The 25,117-nt window shown below is 35.2% G+C and carries 20 protein-coding genes; 18 read left to right on the top strand and 2 right to left on the bottom strand.

Annotated elements, in window-relative coordinates:
- Positions 1 to 18: 18 nt before the first annotated feature.
- The 7 genes from Q8X41_RS10135 (at position 19) to Q8X41_RS10105 (ending at position 8,810) form a co-directional block, all read left to right on the top strand.
- Positions 19 to 174, top strand: coding sequence for a DUF1540 domain-containing protein (locus Q8X41_RS10135; protein ID WP_102694445.1), 156 nt, complete (start codon positions 19 to 21; stop codon positions 172 to 174).
- 266 nt (positions 175 to 440) lie between these two features.
- Positions 441 to 971 (top strand): sigma-70 family RNA polymerase sigma factor, encoded by a 531-nt coding sequence (locus Q8X41_RS10130; protein ID WP_397540088.1) that lies wholly within the window; start codon positions 441 to 443, stop codon positions 969 to 971.
- On the top strand, positions 955 to 2,229 hold the full coding sequence (locus Q8X41_RS10125) for a DUF4179 domain-containing protein (protein WP_397540087.1): 1,275 nt from the start codon (positions 955 to 957) through the stop codon (positions 2,227 to 2,229). The genes Q8X41_RS10130 and Q8X41_RS10125 overlap by 17 nt, the downstream gene beginning before the upstream one ends.
- A 943-nt stretch (positions 2,230 to 3,172) precedes the next feature.
- Positions 3,173 to 4,705 carry an NADH dehydrogenase subunit 5 gene (locus tag Q8X41_RS10120; RefSeq protein ID WP_397540242.1) on the top strand — a complete coding sequence of 511 codons (1,533 nt, stop codon included), beginning with the start codon at positions 3,173 to 3,175 and terminating at the stop codon, positions 4,703 to 4,705.
- The gene (locus Q8X41_RS10115) at positions 4,702 to 7,314 is read left to right on the top strand and encodes a DUF2309 domain-containing protein (protein WP_397540086.1); all 2,613 of its coding nucleotides are present in this window, start codon (positions 4,702 to 4,704) and stop codon (positions 7,312 to 7,314) included. Before Q8X41_RS10120 ends, Q8X41_RS10115 begins: the two co-directional genes overlap by 4 nt.
- Before the next feature lie 92 nt (positions 7,315 to 7,406).
- Positions 7,407 to 7,769, top strand: a complete 363-nt coding sequence (locus Q8X41_RS10110) for a DUF2294 domain-containing protein (RefSeq protein ID WP_397540085.1) — start codon at positions 7,407 to 7,409, stop codon at positions 7,767 to 7,769.
- A 525-nt stretch (positions 7,770 to 8,294) separates the two neighbouring features.
- Entirely contained in the window at positions 8,295 to 8,810 is a 516-nt protein-coding gene (locus tag Q8X41_RS10105; protein WP_397540084.1) for a carbonic anhydrase, read from the top strand.
- A 592-nt stretch (positions 8,811 to 9,402) separates the two neighbouring features.
- Here the strand turns inward: Q8X41_RS10105 and Q8X41_RS10100 are convergent.
- Positions 9,403 to 10,410, bottom strand: coding sequence for a M23 family metallopeptidase (locus tag Q8X41_RS10100; protein WP_397540083.1), 1,008 nt, complete (start codon positions 10,408 to 10,410; stop codon positions 9,403 to 9,405).
- Between the two features lie 359 nt (positions 10,411 to 10,769).
- Between Q8X41_RS10100 and Q8X41_RS10095 the strand changes: the two genes are divergently transcribed.
- From Q8X41_RS10095 to Q8X41_RS10080, 4 genes are all read left to right on the top strand, one after another.
- Positions 10,770 to 12,665, top strand: a complete 1,896-nt coding sequence (locus Q8X41_RS10095) for a PrkA family serine protein kinase (RefSeq protein WP_397540241.1) — start codon at positions 10,770 to 10,772, stop codon at positions 12,663 to 12,665.
- A 195-nt stretch (positions 12,666 to 12,860) separates the two neighbouring features.
- Positions 12,861 to 14,024: a sporulation protein YhbH gene (gene yhbH / locus Q8X41_RS10090; protein ID WP_397540082.1), complete on the top strand. Its 1,164-nt coding sequence runs from the start codon at positions 12,861 to 12,863 to the stop codon at positions 14,022 to 14,024.
- Positions 14,025 to 14,077: 53 nt separating this feature from the next.
- Positions 14,078 to 15,481 (top strand): SpoVR family protein, encoded by a 1,404-nt coding sequence (locus tag Q8X41_RS10085; protein WP_397540081.1) that lies wholly within the window; start codon positions 14,078 to 14,080, stop codon positions 15,479 to 15,481.
- A 353-nt stretch (positions 15,482 to 15,834) separates the two neighbouring features.
- A complete protein-coding gene (locus tag Q8X41_RS10080) occupies positions 15,835 to 18,843 on the top strand; it encodes a S8 family serine peptidase (RefSeq protein ID WP_397540080.1) in 3,009 nt (1,002 codons plus the stop codon).
- Between the two features lie 172 nt (positions 18,844 to 19,015).
- Here the strand turns inward: Q8X41_RS10080 and Q8X41_RS10075 are convergent, their stop codons facing one another.
- Complete coding sequence (locus tag Q8X41_RS10075; protein ID WP_397540079.1) at positions 19,016 to 19,447, bottom strand: PaaI family thioesterase; 432 nt, start codon at positions 19,445 to 19,447, stop codon at positions 19,016 to 19,018.
- Positions 19,448 to 19,810: 363 nt separating this feature from the next.
- Here Q8X41_RS10075 and paaK point away from each other — a divergent pair, with 363 nt between their 5' ends.
- From paaK to paaD, 7 genes are all read left to right on the top strand, one after another.
- Positions 19,811 to 21,145, top strand: a complete 1,335-nt coding sequence (gene paaK / locus Q8X41_RS10070; RefSeq protein ID WP_397540078.1) for a phenylacetate--CoA ligase PaaK — start codon at positions 19,811 to 19,813, stop codon at positions 21,143 to 21,145.
- Positions 21,142 to 22,155 carry an NAD(P)/FAD-dependent oxidoreductase gene (locus tag Q8X41_RS10065; protein WP_397540240.1) on the top strand — a complete coding sequence of 338 codons (1,014 nt, stop codon included), beginning with the start codon at positions 21,142 to 21,144 and terminating at the stop codon, positions 22,153 to 22,155. Before paaK ends, Q8X41_RS10065 begins: the two co-directional genes overlap by 4 nt.
- A gap of 27 nt (positions 22,156 to 22,182) precedes the next feature.
- Positions 22,183 to 22,422 (top strand): ferredoxin, encoded by a 240-nt coding sequence (locus Q8X41_RS10060; protein ID WP_397540077.1) that lies wholly within the window; start codon positions 22,183 to 22,185, stop codon positions 22,420 to 22,422.
- An 81-nt stretch (positions 22,423 to 22,503) separates the two neighbouring features.
- Positions 22,504 to 23,454, top strand: coding sequence for a 1,2-phenylacetyl-CoA epoxidase subunit PaaA (gene paaA / locus Q8X41_RS10055; RefSeq protein ID WP_397540076.1), 951 nt, complete (start codon positions 22,504 to 22,506; stop codon positions 23,452 to 23,454).
- An 11-nt stretch (positions 23,455 to 23,465) separates the two neighbouring features.
- Positions 23,466 to 23,813, top strand: coding sequence for a 1,2-phenylacetyl-CoA epoxidase subunit PaaB (gene paaB / locus Q8X41_RS10050; RefSeq protein WP_397540075.1), 348 nt, complete (start codon positions 23,466 to 23,468; stop codon positions 23,811 to 23,813).
- A complete protein-coding gene (gene paaC, locus Q8X41_RS10045; RefSeq protein WP_397540074.1) occupies positions 23,810 to 24,598 on the top strand; it encodes a 1,2-phenylacetyl-CoA epoxidase subunit PaaC in 789 nt (262 codons plus the stop codon). The genes paaB and paaC overlap by 4 nt, the downstream gene beginning before the upstream one ends.
- A 19-nt stretch (positions 24,599 to 24,617) precedes the next feature.
- On the top strand, positions 24,618 to 25,115 hold the full coding sequence (paaD, locus tag Q8X41_RS10040; protein ID WP_397540073.1) for a 1,2-phenylacetyl-CoA epoxidase subunit PaaD: 498 nt from the start codon (positions 24,618 to 24,620) through the stop codon (positions 25,113 to 25,115).
- The last annotated feature ends 2 nt before the right edge of the window (positions 25,116 to 25,117 follow it).

Here is a 25,117-nt window from a genome sequence, read left to right as displayed (position 1 = left end):
TAAAGGAGGTGCTGTATGATGGCAAAGGATGTTCTTTGTGAGGTAAGTAACTGTACATTTTGGCAAAAAGGGAATCAATGTACTGCGCACGAAATTTATGTAGTCAGCAATAGGGGGACGCAAGCCTCTACTACTGAAGAAACAGATTGTAAAACATTTGAACCAAGAAAATAATGTTTCCATACATCAGGATAACCTATTTCAGGTTATCCTTTTGTTATGTATAGTATTGATAATAATTATCATTTTCATACGGTTTTTTTACTTTAAATATTATTGGCTAATTAAAAATGTTTGAGATTATATAATTTTATCCAATATAAGTTTATTTAGGATTAGTATCCTTATTTACTAAAAATAGTATATTTAATACATGAAAGTTTGAAACGAAAAATGGATTTCATTCATCTAACAAATGTAAAGAAAAGGGAGGGTAGGAATTGTTTAATCAAAGTCTATTGAAAAAAGCACAGAATGGTAGTCAAAAAGCATTTCTTCAGCTGGTTTCAGCAGAAAAAGAAAAGCTATATAAGATTGCCTTTGTGTATATGAAAAATGAGAGCGATGCATTAGATGTAGTACAAGAAACGATTACAAGAGCCTATATCAAACTTGAATCTGTCCGAGAAGAGAAATACTTTGGTACATGGCTTACTAAAATTCTTATTAATACAGCAATTGAACTACTACGTAAAAACTCTAAAGTAATTTTGTTAGAGGATGAATTTGTGGGAAAAGAAATTGAAAGATTACACTTAGAGGATAAATTAGATTTAATTCAGGCAATTGAGCAGCTTGAGGAAAAATACAAAACAGTCATTTTGCTTAGGTTTTATCAGGATTTAGCTGTAAAGGATATCGCCGAATTTTTAAATTGTCCAGAAGGTACTGTGAAAACAAATCTACACCGGGGGATTCAGAGATTAAAGAGAATTTATGAAGGGAGCGAAATACATGGACAAGGATATTAAGCGTTCGTTGGATTCTATTGAAGTACCTATGGGAAAATTAGATGCAGCAATAGAAAGTGGTATAAAAGAGGGGAAATTATTCCGTGAATCTAAAAAACGTGTATGGCCTGTAATTTTATCTTGCGTTGCCATGATTGTATTAATCATTGGATCTGGTTTCATATCACCAACGATGGCCAATGTATTAGCAAAAGTACCTTTACTTGATTCAATTTTTAACTCTTCAGGTGAACCAGGATTACGAGTTGCTTTGGAAGATGATAATAGAGTTAATTTAAACAAAACAATCACAAGTAATGGGGTATCTATAACTATTAAAGATATAATATACGATGGTTCCCGAATTGCTTTTAGCTTTACTCAAGACCAAGAATCCGAAATTGCCCCGTTACAAATTGAAATAGATAATAAAGTGATTAATTTCTCAGAGAGCTACAAAGGGAAGGCAATAGATAATGGAGAATTTGAAGGGCTGATTCAGGCATTTCCAGAGGAGAAACTTCCAAATAAGTTTCATATGGTAGTAAAGATTCATCAAATAGGGAAGACAAAAGGTGACTGGCAGTTTGAAACAGACATGAAAAAATCGAATAATCATAATATGGAATTAGCCAATGGACAAAAGGCTACAATAGATGGAATCAAATATAAAGTGAAAAAGTTTGAAGTTGCAGATACAGGAGTACATTTACAGTTAGAATTCGATGCTGAAATGGAAGAATTACTAAATGAAAAAAGGTCGCTTATGCTACATGTTTTAGATCAGAATGGGCAACCGTTATCAATCAATCATATGAGTGGAACAGGTACTGAATCAGGAACGATGATGGAATATTATTTGGACCCATTAGGAGATAATATAAAAAATGTAACAATTAGCCCATATTCTATTCCTACAACAATTCAGATAAAAGGAGTTAAGGCAACTCTTCATAAAGAGCATCTACCACTTGTACTTTCCCAAGGTGAAATGGGCGAAATTGTGGTTACTAAACTTGAAAAGAAAAAAGAAAAGAATGTACTATATTTCCACTCTACAAGTTCTTTTCCTTTTAGTAATGATTTTACACCAAATCGTCTAGCTATAGAAGATGAATCCGGGAATAACTTAATAACTGAACAACCAAATGCTTTATCAAAAAATCATTATAAGCTTTCCTATATACCTCCTAGAAAAGGTAAAGTCATTATTAAATCAGGGAAGCTTCCTAAATTACAATTAAAGCAAAATGCCCAGGTTAAGATTAATGTAAGATAAATAGTTACTTCAGTACGGTTCAACACCAAAACGTGTTCTGGACTTAATCCATTAGTCTACAATTGAGTATACAAGTGTCTCTAACCTACTTGTGGGAAGAAAAAATGAAGGTGAACGCCCGAGACTACTGCCGAAAAACCGATTACCAAGACATTGGAAGTAGCGTAAGAGAAGGTACTAAAAGTAAAAAAAGATGAAAATTCATAATAATAATCTTGTATGGCTATCTTTGTTGATGTGGAATTAGAGAAGACTCCTGCGGGAAAGCGAGACAGGTGAGACCCCGCAGTGAAGCACGGTACGGGCTTCCGAGGAGGCTCAACGCTCGCCCGCGGAAAGCGAAGCTAATTCCACATCATGCAGAAAACAGATTAATACTATAAACATTTGTATTAAGACACTTTTACAGTATCCTCGGTCGGTGGAAGTCAGGGATTCATCGGAACTGATGAAAGTGGTATTCAAGAATATTAACAGAATTTGAAGTTGAATATCTGTATTATAACAAATCGTATTTTGATCAACTGTTTCTTTAACAACTTGACAGTATCTTTCATAAACAGTAAAATAATTATCAAGAAATATTTTACTAGAGAATATTTATCAAATATAGTGTGCTTTAGCAAAGAGTTATATGTAATATGGCTATTTGAAAAAGTATATCTATATACTAACATTACAGTAAATTTAAAATGCTTCCATGTTATTAGGAAGCCTGTTATATAATGAGGTAGGCTATTTAAAACCCGAATGGGCTAGTTAAAAGTAAACCGATAATTTCCGGATTTTAATGGTAAAAGACCATTGAATTTAGAGATTATCGGTTTTTTGTTTTAATAATTAATTTTGATTTTAATAGAAAACTATTTTAAAGCTAATTATGTAGAATTAAATGATAAAAATTTGATTTTACCTTTCATTCATTTCATTGAGAGGATGTTGAATATTGAATTTCTTAGATTATTTTTCATGGTCGACAGTTTTTTTTATAGTATTAGGGATTTCTGTATGTAGTGCTTTTTTGATGCTAATACCAAGAATTCCTGTAAATTATATCCGTGTTCATATAGGAATCATTGCGTTACCACCGATTGTTGCTTTATTAGCATTAGTTTCTAACAATGGGAGCGTGATTATAGGTCCTTGGCATTTTGATTCTTTATCATGGCTCTGGTCAACATTTGTTTTAACAATAGGTTTAATTGTACAACGTTATTCAGTTCATTATTTACTTGGTGATCGTTCCTATCGAAAATATTTTCCACTTTTAACAGTTACTACGGTTGCTGATTCACTTGCTTGGATTAGTGATGATTTACGCCTGCTTTTAATCGGTTGGGGATTTACACTTCTAGGATTAACACTGCTTATAGGTTTGAGAAAAGAATGGAAAGTGGCTCGCCGTGCTTCTAAGATTTCCGGTCGTTATTTTACAATCAGTTGGCTCATATTATTAATCGCAGTTGTATGGATTTTTCAAATTACAGGACAGTGGCAACTATCTCAAGTTATTAGCGTGGACAACCTTGCACAATTAAATGCATGGGAGAAAACGTGTATTAATCTATTGCTGCTTTTATCAGTTATTATTCCAGCTGCACAATGGCCATTCCAACGTTGGTTGTTAGACTCAGTAGTTGCACCTACGCCTATATCAGCAGTCATGCATGCAGGTATTGTGAATGCTGGTAGTATTATGCTGACGCGATTTGCTCCTTTTTATAATGGTGATGCAGTACAAGTTGTTCTACTTGTTTTATCTAGTGTATCAGTATTAGTTGGAACAGGAATAATGCTTGTACAAGTTGACTATAAGCGTCAACTTGTAGGCTCTACAATTGCACAAATGGGTTTCATGTTAATCGAATGTGCGTTAGGAGCATATTTAGCAGCTATTACACACGCAGTGTTACATGGTCTGTTTAAATCTACATTATTCTTACAAGCAGGCTCTGCTGCTCAGCAACATGAACCAGTTTCTCATAAATCTCAACGCTCCTCATTCGTATGGATGGTTATTGGTGGAGGTTTAGGATTACTGTTAGGAATTGCCTTTTGGCTGACTTCTCCGGATGAAGGGTACCAACTGGTAAGTGCTTTAATCTTGGGATGGTCTGTTGCACTTGCTTGGACACAGCTCGTTGCTTTCGGAGTGGGCCATATTGGACGCATTGCTGGAATTATATTTTTCGTAGGAGCAGCTATTGTGTTCCAAGTAGTGCACACTGTATTTCATAAGCTATTGAATGATGCAATGCCAAGTGGAATTCAACAATCTATTTCAATGGGCATTTTACTGTTAGTGATATTATTGGTTGCTAGTGTAATTGGAACATGGTTAATTCGTAAAAATTCACAAGCTTCATTGGCTATCTATCTATGGTTTATTCAATTAGGTGAGCCAAAAAGAAGTTTAGTAGAAAGCCATCCAAAGTATCTGACACAATTGTTATCTCGAGGGGGCAATGTACATTGAGTACAGCATTCACATTAAACTTTGAAAAAGAATCTGATAACCTTAGTTTTAATATTAATGATTTGGTGAAATCAGCAAGTGAGGTCATAGTACCTCTTGGACACATCAACTCATTTGCAGCTCGTAGTCCTTGGGCGGGATTGGAACATCAAACATTTGAACAAGTAGCACGTCGATTAAAAGATACTTGTGATGTAGATATATATCCGAATAATACAATATTAAAATCTGCAAATAAAAAAGGTGAGGTTAATAAAAAATTTTTAGAAGAAGGAATGACCAAATGGCTTGATATACAAGGTCTGGTTATACCAAGAAATATAGCTGAGCAGTTTTGTCGTAATGCACTTGAGCTAGATAAACAATCTTTTGATACTTCAGAAGGACTTGGATTAAAACAACTAGCTAAAAAACTAAGTCATTATATGCTAGAAATCCCTAAGAATTATACAGTTCTCACATACAGTCAACGTATTGAACAAATGGGAAAAGAGAATATTTCCGAGGAGTTAAATCTTCATATCATTAAATGGTGTAAATTGTACTTAGATGAGTCACAAGCAGTTTGGTCAATGCCTAATCGTGAAGAAGGACTCTATCTGGCATGGAAGGCAATGATTCAATATGATCCAGCACTGAACCATAACATACGTAAACAACTAAAATTATTACCAGAAGATGCGGAACATGCTTTATCAGAGGCATTGATAGAATTAGAAATACCTAAATCTAAATTACAAGATTATCTTGAAGCACATTTACTCGCATTACCAGGTTGGGCGGGAATGATACTTTGGCGCTCACAACAAGCAACACAAGAAGAAAAACTACTTTTAGAATATCTAGCAGTTCGAATTTCTTTGGAGTGTGCTCTAGTCAAATCATATCTTCCATTACCTGACCCAAAAGTAGAGGAGCAGGTGCTAATTGAACCGCTATTATTATGTTGGACTCAATGGGGGAATATGTTGCTTAGTGATTGGGCAAAGCTCTCTTCAACAGAAGCAAAAGCACGCTTGTTACTGGCTGATCGTTTTGATCAATTTGTTCGTAATCGTCTTTGGTTAGAAGCATGGGAAAAAACATATGAAGTTCAGTTACGAGAGATGATTACATCAAAACAGCTCATATCAGTTCAACAAACAAAGTCTGTAATGGCGCAATTTGCCTTTTGTATTGATGTACGTTCAGAACCTTTTCGTCGCCAATTAGAAAAAGTGGGTCCTTTCGAAACATTTGGAACGGCTGGCTTTTTTGGATTGCCGATAGAAACAACGGAGCTTGGAAGTGCGCACTGCCATGAATCCTTGCCTGTAATGTTCAAGCCTGAATACAAAGTAATTGAGGCAACATCTGATGCGGACTTGAAACTATATAAGCAACGTGAAAACACCGCTAATTCATTAAGTCACACATTTAAGACGATGAAACATAACATGCTTTCAAACCTGTTACTGCCGGAGATTAGCGGTCCTTGGCTTAGTTTGCAAACTTTAGCTCGTAGCTTTGTGCCACAAAAAGCAGGTTATACTATGCGCAAAATGCGAAAAAAATGGCTGCACAAACCGTCTACCAAACTTTCACTTGATCATTTACACACACTAGATTCAGAGTTACCAGTAGGTTTTTCTGAAAAAGAGCAAGTGTTTTATGCTCGACAAGCGTTGAAAATGATGGGGCTGACAGATCATTTTGCTCCATTGGTTGTTATTTGTGGTCACGGCAGTCACAGTACGAACAACCCGTATTCCTCAGCGCTAGATTGTGGTGCATGCGGAGGGGCCTCTAGTGGATTTAATGCACGAGTATTGGCAACTTTGTGCAACTTTCCAAAAGTAAGAGAAGAGTTAGAAAAAGAAGGAATTCTCATACCGAAAGAAACAATATTTGTGGCTGCTGAGCATATCACAACATTGGATGAGCTTCGGTTCCTATATGTTCCTGAACTTTCGGAAGAAGCACAGGAGTCATTTGATTGTATACAAACAAAATTGTCAAAAGTTCGTGATGAAGCAAATGCAGAACGAATTGTACAGTTACCAACTTTAGACTGCCATTATAAAAATCCAAAAGCGGAAGTTCAACGTTTTGCAGAGGATTGGAGTGAAGTACGTCCAGAATGGGGGTTGGCTCGTAATGCGACATTTATCATTGGTGAACGTAAGCTTACTAAAGAGTGTAATTTAGAAGGTCGAGCATTTCTCCATAACTACCAGTGGAAGAATGATGTTAATGGTGATATACTTGCCAAAATTATCGCTGGACCAGCTAAGGTTGCCCAATGGATTAACCTCCAATATTATGCATCTACCGTAGCACCACATTATTATGGTAGTGGAAATAAGACTACTCAAACAATAACAGCTGGGATTGGTGTCATGCAGGGAAACGCTAGTGATTTATTGTCCGGACTTCCGTGGCAGTCTGTTATGCAATCGGATCAAGAGGCTTACCATGAACCATTGCGCTTATTAGTAGTGATTCAAGCTCCAATAAAGCATATTGAACGGCTATTGGACCTTGATCCAGTATTTCTTCAAAAAGTACAACATGGTTGGATTCGATTAGCATCGATTGATCCTGAGGGACAGTGGAAAAGCTGGTCTTAACCATTCTAGTTTGGTGATAACATATTATTTAATAAGGAAAAAAGGAATTAATATTTGTTCACATAAGAAACAATTAATAGGGGATAGGAATTATGGATAAAACAAAAGGCAATATTGAATCAGAAATAAGTAAAGCTTTAACTCATTGGGAGAAGAGCTATCTTGGTCGCGGCTCGGTTTCAGTAAAATCTGACATCTTACGCGATATGATTATCGTAGTATTGCGCGGGATATTGACACCAGCTGAATATTCAGTCTGTAAAAATAAAGAGGGACTGTTGTCAGTAAAAGAGCATCGGAATAGTTTGGTGGAATCGGGTTTAGATGAACTAAAGAAAATTATTCTAGAATTAACAGGTGAAGAAGTAGTAAGTTTTCATACGGATCTAAGTACACAAACAGGAGAACGAGTTATACTTTTTAAACTTTCAAGTGATTTACAAAGCAAATTATGATAAAAAAACTGGATATACCCAAAACATTATTATTTCACTGTATGAATCAATTTCATAATGCAAAATTCATACAAAATATACGAACATTTAAGGATATGATATCCAATTTTGTTCACTGTGGAGCGAAAGACGGCGAGTCCTCGAAAATGCTTCGCATTTCCTTCGTGCGAAGCTAATTCAGTGAGGCTCATTCAAAGTCCTACGGGAAAAGCTTGAGCTGAAAGCCCCGCAGGAAGAAATTCTTTTGTTAAAAAGAATTTCTTGCGACGAAGCTAGCGAAGCGATGCAGGAGCACATCTTTTAAGGAACAAAACCTAAGAACGCCACGTCCTGTGGCAACGACTTCGTGACCAACATCGTGTTGGCCCGATGAGATTGAAGCCAAGCCCGTGGAAAGCGCCGTCTGTAGCGGAACATCCAAATTTGAATAGTGAAAAGTTAATATGTTGAAATGTTCGTATTTATAAACCGAAAACGGATTTATGAAATTGATTGTAAATTAAAGAAATTAATGGGGTAGATTTGATGCATATAGATGGAAAGAAAAAGATACTATTCGTGACGGGGAGAGGGCACGAACTAGAAAAAATACTAAGTCAGATGAATCGTATTAATCGGGAGAATATCGTAATTCTACAAAGTCATGGACAAGGAATTTTGCAACCCTTCGACGATTTTATGAGAGAAATTATTCTTGCCGTTTATCAGGAAAATATTGAGGAAATATTTGTGATTGATACAAAGATAGATAAAAAAAATTCAAGGGATCTATTTTGCAAAATATATGAAAATAAAGAATTACAAGAGAAAATACAAATAGTAGATTATCTATTGAAAAATTGCGCACCAGAATTTCCCGAGAGTACTATCAGTGAATGGTTAGAAGGTGGCAAGACTGTAACTACTAGTGTACAGAAGAATACTGAAATTATCCGAAACCATCCATTGATGCCTCCAGATGTAAAGATAACAAATTTATTTATTGATAAGGAGAATGGAAGACTAACAGATGTTGAAGTTCCTGAGAAGACATTACTTTAAATAAAAATCATTTAATATGCAAACATGCAAACTTTCTTTTATAAAAAATAGACAAACCCATTAAAGAGCTTGTCTAAAAAATAGTTATATTTTTAACTTCTGTTGGAAGCTGATAGTTTGGGTTCGATTGGGTCAAACCCCTGCCTTCTTCTACGTTTATATTTATAACTGTATTCAATTCCCATTTCCTCAACTACTAAGATATTTCCAAGTCGTCTAAAGTTAAAAGTAATTTGTGTAAATCGATAATACAATCTTCAACATGATAGCAGCAGTCAAAGTGGAGACTGTAAATAATAGAAGTGATCTTATTTCTGAAGTCTACTATTTCTAGGTTACTTGTAAGATTTTGCTCTAAATGATTCATTATTTATCTTCCTTTCATATTATCTTTTTACTAGTATGTCTAAAAAATCTAAGATTTATTCTAGTTAATTGAAATATGTAATGAACAAATTATTAGAATACGAAAAATACTAGACAAATAAAAAGCAGATGATAAAACAAAAAGAAAAAATAAATAACAAGCAATCATTAATTTCTTTAAAATCACAAGAACCAGTCCCTTCAAAAAGGTACTGGTTCATTTGAATTAATCCACATTATTTTTTGCATTTTTTGTTTGTCGTTCCCAAAGTAGGAGTGATGGGTAAGGGTCAAATGCCCATTCTGTTCGTCCATTGAATTTATAAATACCATAATGGAGGTGGGGTGGGAATTTGCCGGATGTTCCTTCTTTCCCATATCCAGAACTACCAACAAACCCAAGTACTTTACCAGGTTCCACAACGTCACCAACATTAATGTCCTTACTAAAAGAAGAAAGATGGGCGTAATAATGGTATGAATTATTCTGATCTCTTATGCCTATGCGCCAGCCACCGAACCGATTCCAACCTTTTATCTCGACTACCCCATAGGATGCTGAAAGGACAGGTGTACCGTAGCTAGCAAAAAGGTCTGTTCCTTCATGAATTCTTCTACCGCCCCAGCCTCTATTGTCCCCCCAAGTACTTCTATAGCTGTAATCGTAGCGTAAAGGTAATGGAAACACATGTGTATTAAGATCTGTTGTGTTGAAATGTTTATAAAGAGTAGAAATAGTCATGATTTGATTGACCACGGGCTCGCTATTGTAATACTCCCATAAGGCTAACTTAAAATCATTTTCAGTTGGACCAAATCGGCTAAGATACCTTGCCATTGTATACATTATATCCTCGTCATCCTCTGAATTGGCAATCCCATCTTTGTCTCCATCAAGACCCATACCGCCAAAATAGTCTATTGTTGAAGGTGTTGTATCCTGACTGTAAGGATTTAATGCCCCTGCCCAAAATTCATCAGAGAACTTGATGGCAATAACGCTATCACGCTTCGGGATGTCTTTACGAACTGATTGTATATTGCGTTCATATTGATCAATAGCTGCTAAAAAATACCAAGGAACAAGTAACTTTTCATACTGTACATAATAGGACATACGCTGCTTCAGAATCTCTTCTCTTGAGGGAGTTTCCTCCTTTGCAGATGCAGCGGCAGAAAATATCGTACTACAGAATAGGGTAATTGCAAATAAGGAAATAAAATAACGAACCAATAAAAAAATCCTCCTTTCCATCCTACATAGAATAACCGAATTTTAATATTCCATAAGTGCAGCTTACATAAAGTAAATTTATTTGTTAAAGCTAACGAAACAATGTCATAAATATTAATTGAAAAAACATATATCTAAAACATTTCAACTTAGATTGCACAGCAAAAAATAATTTTATGCACTTGAATAATTTGAAGGTCTTTTAATAAAAAGTTTTTTCCGCTTCAATAAGATGTCTAAATTGTAGCTATTGCATGATTTTATGTAAGAAGAATATTCGACAATGTAATTGTAGTGGTTATCAATAATTCTCTAACTTCATACTATGTTATAAAACAGGCCTGAATGGAGGGAAAACTATAGACATTTTAAATAAGTTTAAGAGTTACCGTGAAGAAGAAAACAGGCTAAAATGGGAAGGAACTTTTGCAGATTACTTAAGTATTGTGAAGGAAAGACCAGAAGTTGCTCAAACAGCCCATTCTCGGGTGTACAATATGATAAAAAGTTCTGGATTAGAAGAACGAGACAATAAAAATTTGTACCACTTTTTTGGGAGAGAAATTTTTGGCCTTGAAACAGCCATTGAAAGACTGGTGGAAGAATATTTCCACCCTGCAGCAAGAAGACTAGATGTTCGTAAGCGAATCTTATTATTGATGGGACCGGTGAGTGGTGGTAAATCGACCATTGTAACATTACTGAAGCGAGGGCTTGAGCAATATTCGAGAACCGAAGAAGGTGCAGTGTATGCCATAAAAGGTTGCCCAATGCATGAGGATCCACTCCATCTAATTCCACATCATCTCCGAAACGATTTCTTTGAAGAATATGGTATACGAGTAGAGGGGAATTTATCTCCTTTAAACACGATGCGACTTGAACAAGAATATGATGGACACATTGAAAATGTAATGATTGAGCGTATTTTCTTCTCAGAAGATAAACGTGTTGGAATTGGTACATTTACTCCATCTGATCCGAAATCACAAGATATTGCAGATTTAACGGGTAGTATCGATTTTTCTACTATTGCAGAATTTGGTTCTGAATCAGACCCACGTGCTTACCGTTTTGATGGAGAGCTAAACAAAGCAAATAGAGGTATGATGGAATTTCAGGAAATGCTTAAACTAGATGAGAAATTTCTATGGAACCTCTTGTCATTAACGCAAGAAGGAAACTTTAAGGCAGGCAGATTTGCGTTAATTAGTGCAGATGAGCTAATTGTTGCTCATACGAACGAAACGGAATATCGATCCTTTATCTCAAATAAAAAGAATGAAGCACTTCACTCAAGAATTATCGTCATGCCAATTCCTTATAATTTAAAAGTAAGTCAGGAAGAACGCATTTACGAGAAAATGATAAATGAAAGTGACATGTCACATATTCATATTGCACCACATGCATTAAAAGCTGCTGCAATCTTCTCCGTTTTAACAAGGCTTGAAATACCGAAAAAACAAGGTATTGATTTAGTAAAGAAAATGCGTCTTTATGACGGAGAAAGTGTAGAAGGATTTAATTCAGTTGATGTGGAAGACTTGAAAAAAGAATATCCAAACGAAGGCATGAATGGTATCGATCCTCGTTATATTATTAACCGAATTTCTTCAGCTATTATACGCAAGAAAGTACCGTCTATTAATGCATTAGACGTGTTACTTGCTCTTAAAGACGGACTCGATCAACATGCTTCAATCAGTCAGGAAGATAAAGAAAAATATATGAACTATATCGCAGTGGCAAGAAGAGAATACGATGAAATTGCGAAAAACGAAGTGCAAAAAGCATTTGTGTATTCGTATGAAGAATCTGCGAAAACGCTAATGAATAATTATCTCGATAATGTAGAAGCCTTTTGTAATAAAAACAAACTTCGAGATCCTCTTACTGGTGAAGAAATGAATCCAGATGAAAAACTTATGCGATCTATAGAAGAACAAATTGGTATTTCTGAAAATGCGAAAAAAGCATTCCGTGAAGAAATTTTAATCCGCATATCTGCTTATGCAAGAAAAGGAAAGCGCTTTGAATATAATTCTCACGAAAGATTACGAGAAGCCATTCAAAAGAAATTGTTTGCTGATTTAAAAGATATCGTGAAAATAACAACGTCTTCTAAAACGCCAGATGAATCTCAACTTAAGAAGATTAACGAAGTTGTTGCAACATTGATAGACGAACATGGTTATAACTCAACTTCTGCAAATGAATTGTTACAATACGTAGGTAGCTTATTGAATCGTTAAGAATCAGAAATAGGAGTGTCCAAATATTTTTAAGGACACTCCATTTTTATATCTTAAAAAGTTAAATTATCGTAAAAGTTAGCATAGTATAAAGAAAGAGATTTTTTTCCACGACAAAGCTTTATATAATGTGGGCTCTTAAGGAATTGATACTCGTGTTAAAAACTTTTTAATAATAGATGGGTGAGGGTGAAAATGACTGAAAATTCGAATAAACATTTTGTCATCTCTCAGGAAAATTGGTCTCTCCATCGTAAAGGACACCAAGATCAACAACGTCATATGGAAAAAGTAAAAGAAGCTATCCAAAATAATTTACCAGATCTAGTAAGTGAAGAGAGCATCATAATGTCAAACGGTCGAGATGTTATTAAAATTCCTATTCGTTCTCTAGATGAGTATAAAATTCGATACAACTATGGAAAATCAAAGCATGTTGGTCAAGGAAAAGGTGACAGTAAGGTAGGAGATGTAGTAGCCCGCGATTCAAGTGGGGAAAGCAAAGGTCCTGGGAAAGGGAAAGAGGCAGGGGACACGGCTGGTGAAGATTACTATGAGGCAGAAATAAGTATTGAAGAAATCCAGAATGTTTTATTTAAAGAGTTAGAGCTACCTAATTTGCAAGAGAAAGACATGGCAGATATTACGACAGAAAAGATTGAATTTAACGATATCCGAAAAAAAGGGCTTATGGGCAATATCGATAAAAAACGAACAATTTTAAATGCTATTAAACGTAATGCTATGAAAGGAAAGGCAGAGATTTCCCCTATTCACAATGATGATTTACGATTTAAAACATGGGATGAAGTTGTAAAACCTGAATCGAAAGCAGTTGTCCTTGCAATGATGGATACAAGTGGTTCGATGGGGAGTTTTGAAAAATATTGTGCTCGAAGCTTTTTCTTCTGGATGACAAGGTTTTTACGTTCTAAGTATGAAACTGTGGAAATTGAATTTATCGCTCATCATACGATTGCAAAAGTTGTGACAGAGGAAGAATTTTTCACAAAGGGAGAAAGTGGCGGTACGATTTGTTCTTCCGCCTATTTAAAATCATTGGAACTTATTAATCAGAAATATAATCCAGCGCGATATAATATCTATCCTGTTCATTTTTCTGATGGAGAAAATATGTCAACAGATAATGAATCTTGCGTTAGATTAATTCAGGAATTAATGAAAGTTTCAAGCATGTTCGGTTACGGTGAAGTTAATCAACATAATCGCTTTTCAACCTTAATGTATAACTATAAAAAAATAGAGAATCCAAAGTTTCGGCAATATGTATTAAAAACAAAAAATGATGTTTATGAAGCATTAAAATGCTTTTTCCAAAAAGAGCAGCCTGAAGATTGAACTAGATGGTAAAAGTTTCATTTCCTAATAATATGCGCGGAGGGATTCAATAGATGGAAAAGGAGCTTCATCAGGCTATTGATGAAATTACGGAAATTGCGATAGGGTTTGGTTTGGATTTTTATCCAATGCGATATGAGATCTGTCCAGCAGATATAATATATACATTTGGAGCATATGGCATGCCAACTCGTTTTTCCCATTGGAGCTTCGGAAAACAGTTCCATAAAATGAAGCTGCAATACGATTTAGGTTTAAGTCAAATTTATGAACTTGTGATTAATTCTAATCCTTGTTATGCGTTTTTACTTGATACAAATTCATTAACTCAAAATAAGCTGATTATTGCTCATGTTTTAGCACACTGTGACTTTTTCAAAAACAATGTTCGCTTCACAAATACTAGAAGAGACATGGTAGAGAGCATGACAGCAACTGCTGAGCGTATTTCCCATTATGAAATGCTCTATGGAAAAGAAGAGGTAGAACAGTTTCTAGATGCAGTCTTAGCTATTCAAGAACATATTGATCCCTCTATCTTGCGTCCAAAGATATTAAAGAGCGATTGTGATGACGAAGAAGATGAAGAACTGATTGCATCAAAAACACCATACGATGATCTTTGGAGTTTAGATCGACCGGAAAAAGAACAAAATACAATACGTTATAAACGGAAAAAGTTTCCTTTAAAAGCGGAAAAGGATTTGTTACTATTCATTGAGATGTATAGTCGTGAGCTGGAAGAGTGGCAACGAGATGTATTGACAATGATGCGAGAAGAAATGCTTTATTTTTGGCCACAACTAGAAACCAAAATTATGAATGAGGGCTGGGCTTCGTACTGGCATCAACGTATTATGAGAGAACTAAATTTAACAACGACTGAAACGATTGATTATGCGAAGTTAAATGCGGGCGTTGTTCAGCCGTCTAAAACTTCGATTAATCCATATTACTTAGGCATAAAAATTTATGAAGATATTGAAAAGCGATATGACAATCCGACAGAAGAAATGAAGAGATTAGGTGTTAAACCGAATTCTGGTCGTGAGAAAATGTTTGAGGTACGAGAAGTAGAATCGGATATGTCCTTTATCCGAAACTATTTGACCAAAGACTTGGTAAAACAAGAAGACCTTTATTTATTTGAGAAAAAGGGATCAGACTATCGTATTACAGACAAAGATTATGAAGCGATACGTGATCAACTTGTATCGATGAGAGTAAATGGTGGATTCCCTTACATTGTTGTGGAAAACGGTGACTATTTACGAAACGGCGAATTGTATTTAGTACACGGCTATGAAGGAATGGAACTTGATCCTCGCTATTTAGAACAGGTTCTACCTTATATCTATCAATTGTGGGGACGGCCTGTTCATGTTAGAACAGTTGTGGAAGATAAATTTGTTCTCTATTCGTATGACGGTAAAAAGAATTCTAAGAAATTTTTATAAAGGTAAATATGAAAAAGTTAGCTCATGAATGGTTGAATTCATGGGCTTTGTTGTGGAATGAAATAAATTTAATGATATATTCTCGTTTCGTGGGATAGGAAATCCGTGAGTGGTGCCAATCCCTAGACGAGTAGTACTGAATGGGGCTATATCTGAGGGATTATTCGTATAGGTAATATATAATGGGTAATAAGTTTTATATATTAAGAAAATATGTAATATGTTTTAATTAGTACCTAAGAAAATAGTTTAATTTATAGAATAAAAAAAATATTGTTTTGAAGTATTCGATAATAATAGATATTATAAGAGAGGAAGTTTTTTCCTTAAAAACTATATAAGGGGGCAATTATGTGAATTTTAACAAATTAAGTAAATTAACAAGCTGGTTACTTATTTTTGCTTTGGTATTTGGATTCATAATTCCACAAACATCTCATGCAGAAACAATTCCGGCGACTGGGGTTGGTGAGGCAACTACTATTACGGATGGAAAAGTAATTGATGGTGCTTTTGAACAGCCTGGTGTTAAATGGTATAAAATCACGCCAACTAAAGATGAAATCACTAAATATTCTCATCTAAAAATAGAAGTAAATAGTGATCAAGTAGTGAATGTATCTGTCTACTCTAGTAAAGAAAATGCTGAGAAAGATCAAACTTTTGAACAATATTCTGCAGGAACAATTCCTGGTACACCTGCAATCATTCAATTTCCATATGCTTGGGACAATACTTACTATATAAAGGTTGAGTATTATGGCCTAACAGAAAATATGGATGCAACAGGATTTCAAGATGGAAAAGGAAGCCAAACAGTAACTTCAGTTGCACCACCACTTGATAGTGCTGATTTTGGAAATGCTAGTTATACTTTAAAAACAAGTTCTGTAAAATTACCACCGAGTACAGAGGACTCAGCAGGAGCATCATGTCCAGTTGAATCTAGTGTAAACGGTAAGAGTAGTGCAAAGGAAATGTTAAAGGATATTCGTTTATTCCGTGATGGAATTCTTTCAAAAACGGAACAAGGTCGTCAATTATCATCCTTGTACTATAAAGCGGCACCATTCGTGCTTGTGAAGTTAGCATTCAACAAAAATATTAAAGAAGATCTTTATGATAATTTAGTTGTTCTTCAACCGATGATTAATGATCTAAACACAAATGGTGTCAGTAGCTCACATATAATTAGCAAAAGTGAAGCAAAAGCTATCAATGCATTATATAAAATTACGAACGAAGCAGTACCAACTAAATTAAAAACAGAAATGGAAAGTCTATCGAAAAAAGCAAATCTTACAAACCTTGCAGGTGAAAGTGTAGTAGACGTTGCTAATCGATTAGGCATTAAATTACCTCAAACTTCTAGTGGTAAATATATTGTGAAGTTAAAAGATGGTAAAACATTAAGTTCTGTTCAATCAAAAATCAAAGCAAGTAGCACGTTATCAACGTTATCAGCTGTAGATAAACAAGATGAACTTTTTGATAATATGTATGTTGTTAAGTTGAACAATCAAAACTCAGGAATGAGTGCTAAGGCACAAGCAGCTTCACTTCAAACTACTGTTTCACAAGTGAAGAAACTTCCAGAGGTTGAATTTGTTGAACCTGTTCAAACATATCACTCTCTTTCAAATGATATTCAATCATCCTATCAATGGTCTTTGAAAAACCCTGGTGAAGATGAAGGCTTAAAAGGTGCGGATATCCGTAACGATAAGCTACAAAGTCTAATAAGTAAACAAAATGTAAAAGACACATTGATCGCGGTTGTCGATACAGGTGTTGACTATACACTTGCTGATTTAAAAAATCGTGTACGTACTGATCTCGGTAAAAACTTTGTAGATAAAGATCAGCCACCATTAGATGATAATGGACATGGTACGCATGTTTCAGGAATTATTGCTGCACAATCTAACAATGGCTATTCCATGGAAGGAATTAACCAAAAGGCAAAGATTATGCCTGTTAAAGTTCTGAATGCAAGTGGTTCAGGTGATACAGAACAAATTGCTTATGGTATAAAATATGCTGTTGATCATGGAGCAAAAGTTATTAACTTAAGTCTAGGTGGAAAATATAGTCGAGTACTAGAATATGCGCTAAAATATGCTGCATCAAAAAATGTCGTTGTTGTAGCTGCTAGTGGAAATGATGGACAATATGGAATCTCTTATCCAGGATCTTCACAATATGCTATTTCTGTAGGCGCAACAAATACTTTAGATATTGTCTCCGATTATTCAAACTATGGAGAGAAATTAGATTTAGTTGCACCTGGAACTAAGATTCCTAGTATTGTACCTAACGGAAATGTAACTTATATGAGTGGAACATCAATGGCTACACCACATGTAGCTGCTGTAGCAGGGTTACTTTTATCAGAAAATCCAAAATTAAAAGTAGCAGATATTCGTAAAATTTTACACGAATCATCCGATAATGTTGCATTTGAAGAGAAGGATAATCAAGAAGAAAATAGTAGTATTATTGATATGATTGGCAGTGGAAGCAGTGGTATGGTTCCTGAAGATTTTGATCTTCCTATAGGTAGCGATCTTGTTTCAGGTTATGGAAGACTAAATGCATTTAGTGCTGTAAGTACTGCTGATTTAAAAGTGAAAGTAAATCCTATTATTGAGAAGAAAACTTCAGTAACAGGAAACGCTTTAAAAGGTGCTAAAGTTGAAGTTAAAAAGGGATCAAAAGTAATTGGAAAAGCAACAGCTTCTTCAAAAGGAACTTTCTCAGTGAAAATTCCAGCACAAAAAATAAATCAAAAACTTCGAGTTACTATTGCTGATTCTACTGGTCTTGCAAAATCAACACTTACTGTATACGTTGAAAAAGACAAGTCACCAGCAGCTCCTAAAGTAAATACAATTAGTAATAAAACGACTTATGTTACCGGAAAAGCAAAGGCAAAACAAAATGTAGTGATTAAGAACGCTTCTAAAAAAGTCATTGCTCAAGGAAAAGTGAATAGCAAAGGTCAATTCAAAATTAAAATCAAGAAACAAAAAGCTGGTACTAAGCTATATATTACAAGCGTAGATTCAGCAAAACGTTCAAGTAAAGCTGTTAAAGTTGTCGTGAAAGATAAAATTGCACCTGTAGCACCAGTAGTACATGCAGTGACAAGTAAAACAACAACTGTCAAAGGTAAAGCAGAAAAAGGTTCAACCGTGACAGTAAAAGTGAAAAGTAAAACACTTGGAAAAGCAAAAGTAGACAATAAAGGCAACTTCGCAGTCAAAATTAATAAACAAAAAGCAGGAACTTCATTGTATGTAACAGCTAAAGATAAAGCTGGAAATACAAGTAAAGCTAAGAAAGTAATTGTGAAGAGATAATATTGGTTCACAGTTACAGAAACAGTAATTAAAAACATCAGTTAAAAGTCTCTTATAATGTACATTTAATGATGTTAAAAATTAGATCCTCAAAAAAATGAAATGAGCCTCGAATAAGATCACTTTTTAAGTGACCGCTATTTCGAGGCTCATTTTTTTATGAAGTTTCATTTTATTCACTTAAAAAATTTTGATTTTTTAAGTAAACCATAGCTTCCATCAAAGCAATTAAGTTTTCTTCATTATGTACTTGGATGTTATACCAAGCAAGTTTTCTTGTTCGCTTGATTTCAGTTGCAGTAGCAACAAGTTTGGTATTTACATGTCCTGCAGCAAAATAATTAATGGAATTATTGACTCCGACGGCAACTTGCCCATAAGAATTACTAGCAGCAGCAAATGCAAAATCCGCAAGAGAGAAAATAACTCCACCGTGTACACTTCCATGGGAATTCAACATAGTTTCGGTAGCAAATAATTCTGCAGTAGCTGTTCCTTCATCCATAGAGGTCAGTTTAATTCCTAAGTAATTTGCAAATGGTTCATTTTTTAATACTTGAAAAGCAGATTGTGATTCCATCGTTTTGCTATTTTGTTTTGACACGATTAAGCCCCTTTGTAGAATTATTTTTTTATTTCCTGTAATACTTGGTTTTAAAATATTGTGAATATTCATAATTTATCACATGGAGTATTCGTATGTAAATTTATTTCCAAAAATATATTACAAAATAAATACGGAAGTGTGTATATAAATAATATTTTATTTATTACTGGATGTTATTAATTTGTTTTTTGAAAATAGTTAATTAAAAAAGAAAAAACAAGCATTAAATAGAATAAAATAAGTTTATTGACAATTCTGAACATATTAACTATCATAATATTAAATTACGAAATTAAAACGTTTCGTGATAAATCGTTATATTTAATCTGTTTTTGATTTCTAAAGCAAGGGGGGCTTTGGATGTATCATCCAGAAATTGAAACAAAATCACAAGGGGAAATTCAAGAGATACAATTGCAACGTCTTATAGAAACTGTTGAAAGGGTTTACAATAATGTTCCTTTTTATAAAGAGAAATTTGATGAGCTGAATGTAAAGCCTTCAGATATTAAAAGTTTAGAAGATTTAAGGAAACTACCATTTACGAAAAAGAAAGACTTACGTGACAACTATCCAACTGGATTATTTGCGGTCCCAATGTCGGATGTGGTACGTATTCATGGTTCTTCTGGAACTAGTGGTAAGCCAACAATTGTAGGCTATACGAAAAAAGATATTGAAATATGGTCAGAAATTGTAGCGCGAGCTATTACTGCTGCTGGGGGTTCTTCGGAGGATATTTTCCATAATGCATATGGATATGGTTTGTTTACAGGTGGAGTTGGTCTTCACTATGGAGCTGAAAAATTAGGTGCAGCAGTAATACCAGTTTCAGGAGGCAACACGGATCGCCAAGTAACATTAATTCAGGATTTTAAACCAAGAGGCATCGCTGGTACACCCTCATATATATTAAATGTTGCAGAACAAATGGAGAAGTTGAAAATTAAGCCAGAAACAAATGGTATTGAGTACGGAATTTTCGGAGCAGAGCCTTGGACAGAGGAAATGCGTAAAACAATTGAAGATAAACTAAAGATTAAAGCTGTAGATATATATGGGCTAAGTGAAGTTATGGGACCAGGTGTCGCTATTGAGTGCCATGAAGCACAACAAGGGCTACATATTGCAGAGGATCACTTCCTTGTAGAAATTATTGATCCGGAAACATTAGAACTTGTCCCGGATGGAGAAGATGGTGAATTAGTTATTACCACTTTAACGAAAGAAGCACTTCCGGTTATTCGTTATCGTACAGGTGATATTACTTCTCTCAACCGAGCAAAGTGTGTTTGCGGACGCACAATGGCAAGGATGGCTCGTGTAAAAGGGCGGACAGATGACATGATGATTATCCGAGGCGTGAATGTATTCCCGTCTGAAATAGAACGCGAGTTGTTGAAGATTGATAAATTAGCGCCGTTTTACCAAATACATCTTCTGAAAAAGGGAAATATGGATGCGGTGGAATTACAAGTTGAAGTCAATTCTAGTCTATATGAAGAAGTTGGTAGTAATCTACAACATCCAATAGTACTTCAATTGAAGAAACAAATTCTACATGCAATCAAAAATGCTTGTTTGATCTCAGTAGATGTTGCTATTAAAGCACCTATGGAACTACCACGATTTGAGAGTAAAGCAATACGATTGGTTGATCGTAGAAACGAGCAAAGAGAGGAAGTTGTTAAATAGTGAATGAAGCGGCTGTAAAGGATATAACCATTATAGGTGGCGGACCAGTAGGGATGTTTTCTGCTTTCTATGCGGGTTTACGCGGGATGAGTGCACAAATTATTGAAAGCTTACCTCAATTGGGTGGACAGTTGTCTGCCCTCTATCCTGAAAAGTATATCTATGATATTGCAGGATTTCCAAAAGTTAAAGCACAAGAGTTAATCGGAAACTTAAAACAACAAATGGACAATTTCCCAACAGATGTATTCCTAGGTGAAGTAGTAGAAGTAGTTGAGAAGAATGATGAGGGAATCTTTGGCATTCAAACTAATAAAAATAAGTATTATTCAAAAACAATTTTGATTACTGCTGGTAATGGTGCGTTTAATCCACGAGTACTCGGTTTAGAGAATGAAGAAAAGTATAAAGATAAAAATATCCATTATTTTATAAATGATTTAGAACGTTTCAAGGGCAAAAGTGTCACGATATTTGGTGGAGGAGACTCAGCAGTAGATTGGGCATTAATGTTAGAACCAATCGCAAAAAATATAACACTAGTACATCGTCGTGACAAATTCCGAGCACATGAGCATAGTGTTGAACAGCTTATGAATTCAACCATAAATATTGTAACACCTTATATACCAAAAGAATTGATTGGCAGTCAACATGTAGAACATGTATTGTTGCAACATGCCAAAGATGAAAGCGTAACAATAGTGCAAGAAGTTGATGATATCATAGTCAATTTTGGATTTCTTTCCACATTAGGTCCAATTAAGAATTGGAAATTAGCTATTGAAAAGAATTCAATTGTAGTTAATTCAAAAATGGAAACAAATATAGAAGGAATCTATGCTGCCGGGGATATTTGCACATATGACGGAAAAGTCAAATTAATAGCAAGTGGATTTGGAGAAGCACCAGTAGCAATTAGTAATGCAAAAGTGTATGTTGATCCAACTTCAAAAGTTCAACCACTTCATAGTACTAGTATAATGGCCGAATCAAGCCAAACGGTGTAATAGATTATATGAAGGGAGATAGTGTAAATGGCGAAGTTTACCCGAATTGATCAAACAACATGTATAGCATGTGGTGCATGTGGTGCATGTGCTCCAGATATTTTTGATTACAATGACGAAGGAATTTCCTTTGTACTTTTAGATGATAATGAAGGAATCGGTGAAGTACCAGAGGATTTATATGATGATTTAGAAGATGCAGTTGATGGGTGCCCAACTGACTCTATAATCGTATCATCTCAACCAATTGAGTTAGTTGAAAACTAGTAAGGGACTATTTTTTTTGAGATTCAATATAACAATAAAGTTACGTTTATCTAATTAGTTGTTATATAAGGAGGTTGCGGAATGTTAATAGAAGAGTTAAGTCAAGAACAGTTGCAAGCACAATTTGAAGCACGTATTAAGGCTGGGGAGAAAATTGAAGCCGATGATTGGATGCCAGAGGAATATCGCAATGCATTAATTAAGTTAATCTCTATGCATGGAATTAGTGAAATTATGGGCGCGTTACCGGAGAAAGAATGGGTTCCTAAAGCACCTTCACTTTTTCGCAAGCTAGGAATTATGGCTAAAGTGCAAGATGAAATGGGGCACGGACAATTATTGTTGAGAGTTGCGGAAGATTTATTAAAACCGTATGGCAAAAATCGAGATGATTTAATGCAAGATTTATTTGAGGGTCGACTAAAATTCCATAATGTCTTCCATATGGAGACAAAGACTTGGGGCGATGCTGGACTCATTGGTTGGTTGGTAGATGGAGCAGCAATTATCTCTCAAACGAATATGCTTGGTGCTTCCTACGGTCCATATGCAAGAGCATTACAAAGAATTTGTGCTGAAGAAGTTTTCCATGCGCAACATGGTGAAGCAATTATTATGGCACTTGCAGAAGGAACAGATGAGCAACGTGCAATGGTGCAAGATGCATTAAATCGTTGGTGGGAACCATTGTTATTCTTCTTTGGTCCAGCTTCTAGTAAAACAACAGGCACAAGTAAACAAGATATTACGATTAAATATAAAATTCGCATCAATACAAATGAAGAACTACGTCAAAGTTTTTTTGATAAGTATGTGCCACGCATTTTATCACTTGGCTTAGAGCTGCCAGATCCAACTATGTCCTACGACAAAGATCAAAAATTGTGGATATATGAACAACCGAATTGGGAGAACTTTAAAAAAGTGCAACGCAATGAGGGGCCGAAATCTCAAGAGCGTCTAGCGCTTCGAAGAACTTCTTACGAAAATAGTGCATGGGTTCGAGATGCATTACGTTCAAAAGTAGTCTAGGAGGGACAGTTATGCAAAAAGAGACATTTTACAAAGAATATGAAGTCTTCAGTAAGCGTACACCAACAGCTGCATTTCAACATCAATTTAGCTTACTTGCACCAAATAAGGAAATTGCGATTTTAATGGCGCAAGAGAATTTTATGAGACGTGAACCTGTTGTAGATATTTGGGTAGTCAATCGCGAAGATATTCGTAGTTTAAACCAAGAAGAGAAACAAATGCTACAACGATTAGATAACAAAGATTATCGAACAACAAAAGGGTATGGGTATTTGAAAAAGAAATGGCGCCACTATGAACAGCAAATGCTTGATGAAAAAGAAATCCTATCCTGGGCAGAAGGGAAGACTAAATGACGATGAATTTACAATCACCAGAAGTAGAACTCCTTTTCCAATTAGCAGATGATGATTATATTTTCTCTTATCGTGGGTCTGAGTGGCTTGGATTAGCACCACATATAGAAGAAGATGTGGCCTTTTCTTCTATAACTCAGGATACGATGGGGCATGCGACAATGTTTTATCGCTTGCTAGAATCATTGAACATAGGGAATGCAGATGCATTGGCGCATTTAAGACCTATTACAGAACGCAGAAATAGCATTTTAGTAGAACGCAAAAATGGGGAAGGTACCTATTTGGAAAACCCAACATATGATTGGGCATATGCAGTAGTGCGGAATTATCTTTACACTGTTGCAAAAAAAGTGAAAATCGATTCATTGAAATCGAGTTCTAATGAAAAAATAGCAGAAGTTGCTGTGAAGATAAGTATGGAGCTCTATTATCATTTATTACATTGGAAAACGTGGTTTGTTCAATTATTTACATCCACAGAAGATGCGCAGCGACGAATGCAAGACGCATTGGATCGAGTATTAGCAGATAGCAATGACATCTTCTCATTGGGAATGAGTGAAAAAGATATTGTAGAAAGTGGGCTAATCGAAGCAAGTGATGTATTACACGGTAAATGGTTAACGCTGTTAAAGCCAGTTTTTGAAACGATTAACATGCCATTGCCACAGTTGAAAGCACCATCATTAAACGGTAGAAATGGTGATCATTCAGAAGAATTGCAGCAAGCGATTACTACGATGTCTGAAGTGTATTCTTCAAACCTTGAAGCAACTTGGTAATACGGGAGAGTGATGGGGGATGTTTGTTAAGCATACATTAACAAGTCAAGTCTATGAGGTACTTGATAGCGTAAAGGATCCAGAGATTGATACGGTCAGTGTGATTGATCTGGGAATGGTGGAGCAAATTGTAGTGAAAGACCATCATGTTCATGTACAAATGCTTCCGACTTTTTCGGGTTGCCCTGCATTAAACATTATACAAGATCGAGTTATACAGGCGATTCAAAATATCGAAGAAGTCGAATCGGTTGAGGTAGAGTTTATTCATACTCCACCATGGACGTCTGAACGAATCACTGATAAGGGGAAAAAGGGATTAAAGGAATTTGGTATTGCAGCACCACCAGAATTTATCGAGGAAGATGGTTCGTGGCATGTAGATTGCCCGTATTGTGGCTCTATATATGTAACCTTAGATAATATTTTTGGTCCAACAGCTTGCAGAAGTATTTTATATTGCAAGAGCTGCAAAAATCCATTTGAAGCGATGAAACCAGTTTCAACATTAATGTAAAA

It is taken from the genome of Rummeliibacillus pycnus (assembly GCF_044359855.1).
Taxonomy (GTDB): Bacteria; Bacillota; Bacilli; order Bacillales_A; family Planococcaceae; genus Rummeliibacillus; species Rummeliibacillus pycnus_A.
This window is presented reverse-complemented; position numbering and strand designations above follow the sequence as displayed.

Bases quoted from the DNA above. Each gene is read 5' to 3' on its own strand.
- Q8X41_RS10135 (WP_102694445.1), top strand. From the start codon at position 19: ATGGCAAAGGATGTTCTTTGTGAGGTAAGTAACTGTACATTTTGGCAA.
- Q8X41_RS10125 (WP_397540087.1), top strand. From the start codon at position 955: ATGGACAAGGATATTAAGCGTTCGTTGGATTCTATTGAAGTACCTATG.
- Q8X41_RS10110 (WP_397540085.1), top strand. From the start codon at position 7,407: ATGGATAAAACAAAAGGCAATATTGAATCAGAAATAAGTAAAGCTTTA.
- Q8X41_RS10105 (WP_397540084.1), top strand. From the start codon at position 8,295: ATGCATATAGATGGAAAGAAAAAGATACTATTCGTGACGGGGAGAGGG.
- yhbH (WP_397540082.1), top strand. From the start codon at position 12,861: ATGACTGAAAATTCGAATAAACATTTTGTCATCTCTCAGGAAAATTGG.
- Q8X41_RS10085 (WP_397540081.1), top strand. From the start codon at position 14,078: ATGGAAAAGGAGCTTCATCAGGCTATTGATGAAATTACGGAAATTGCG.
- paaK (WP_397540078.1), top strand. From the start codon at position 19,811: ATGTATCATCCAGAAATTGAAACAAAATCACAAGGGGAAATTCAAGAG.
- Q8X41_RS10060 (WP_397540077.1), top strand. From the start codon at position 22,183: ATGGCGAAGTTTACCCGAATTGATCAAACAACATGTATAGCATGTGGT.
- paaA (WP_397540076.1), top strand. From the start codon at position 22,504: ATGTTAATAGAAGAGTTAAGTCAAGAACAGTTGCAAGCACAATTTGAA.
- paaB (WP_397540075.1), top strand. From the start codon at position 23,466: ATGCAAAAAGAGACATTTTACAAAGAATATGAAGTCTTCAGTAAGCGT.
- paaC (WP_397540074.1), top strand. From the start codon at position 23,810: ATGACGATGAATTTACAATCACCAGAAGTAGAACTCCTTTTCCAATTA.
- paaD (WP_397540073.1), top strand. From the start codon at position 24,618: ATGTTTGTTAAGCATACATTAACAAGTCAAGTCTATGAGGTACTTGAT.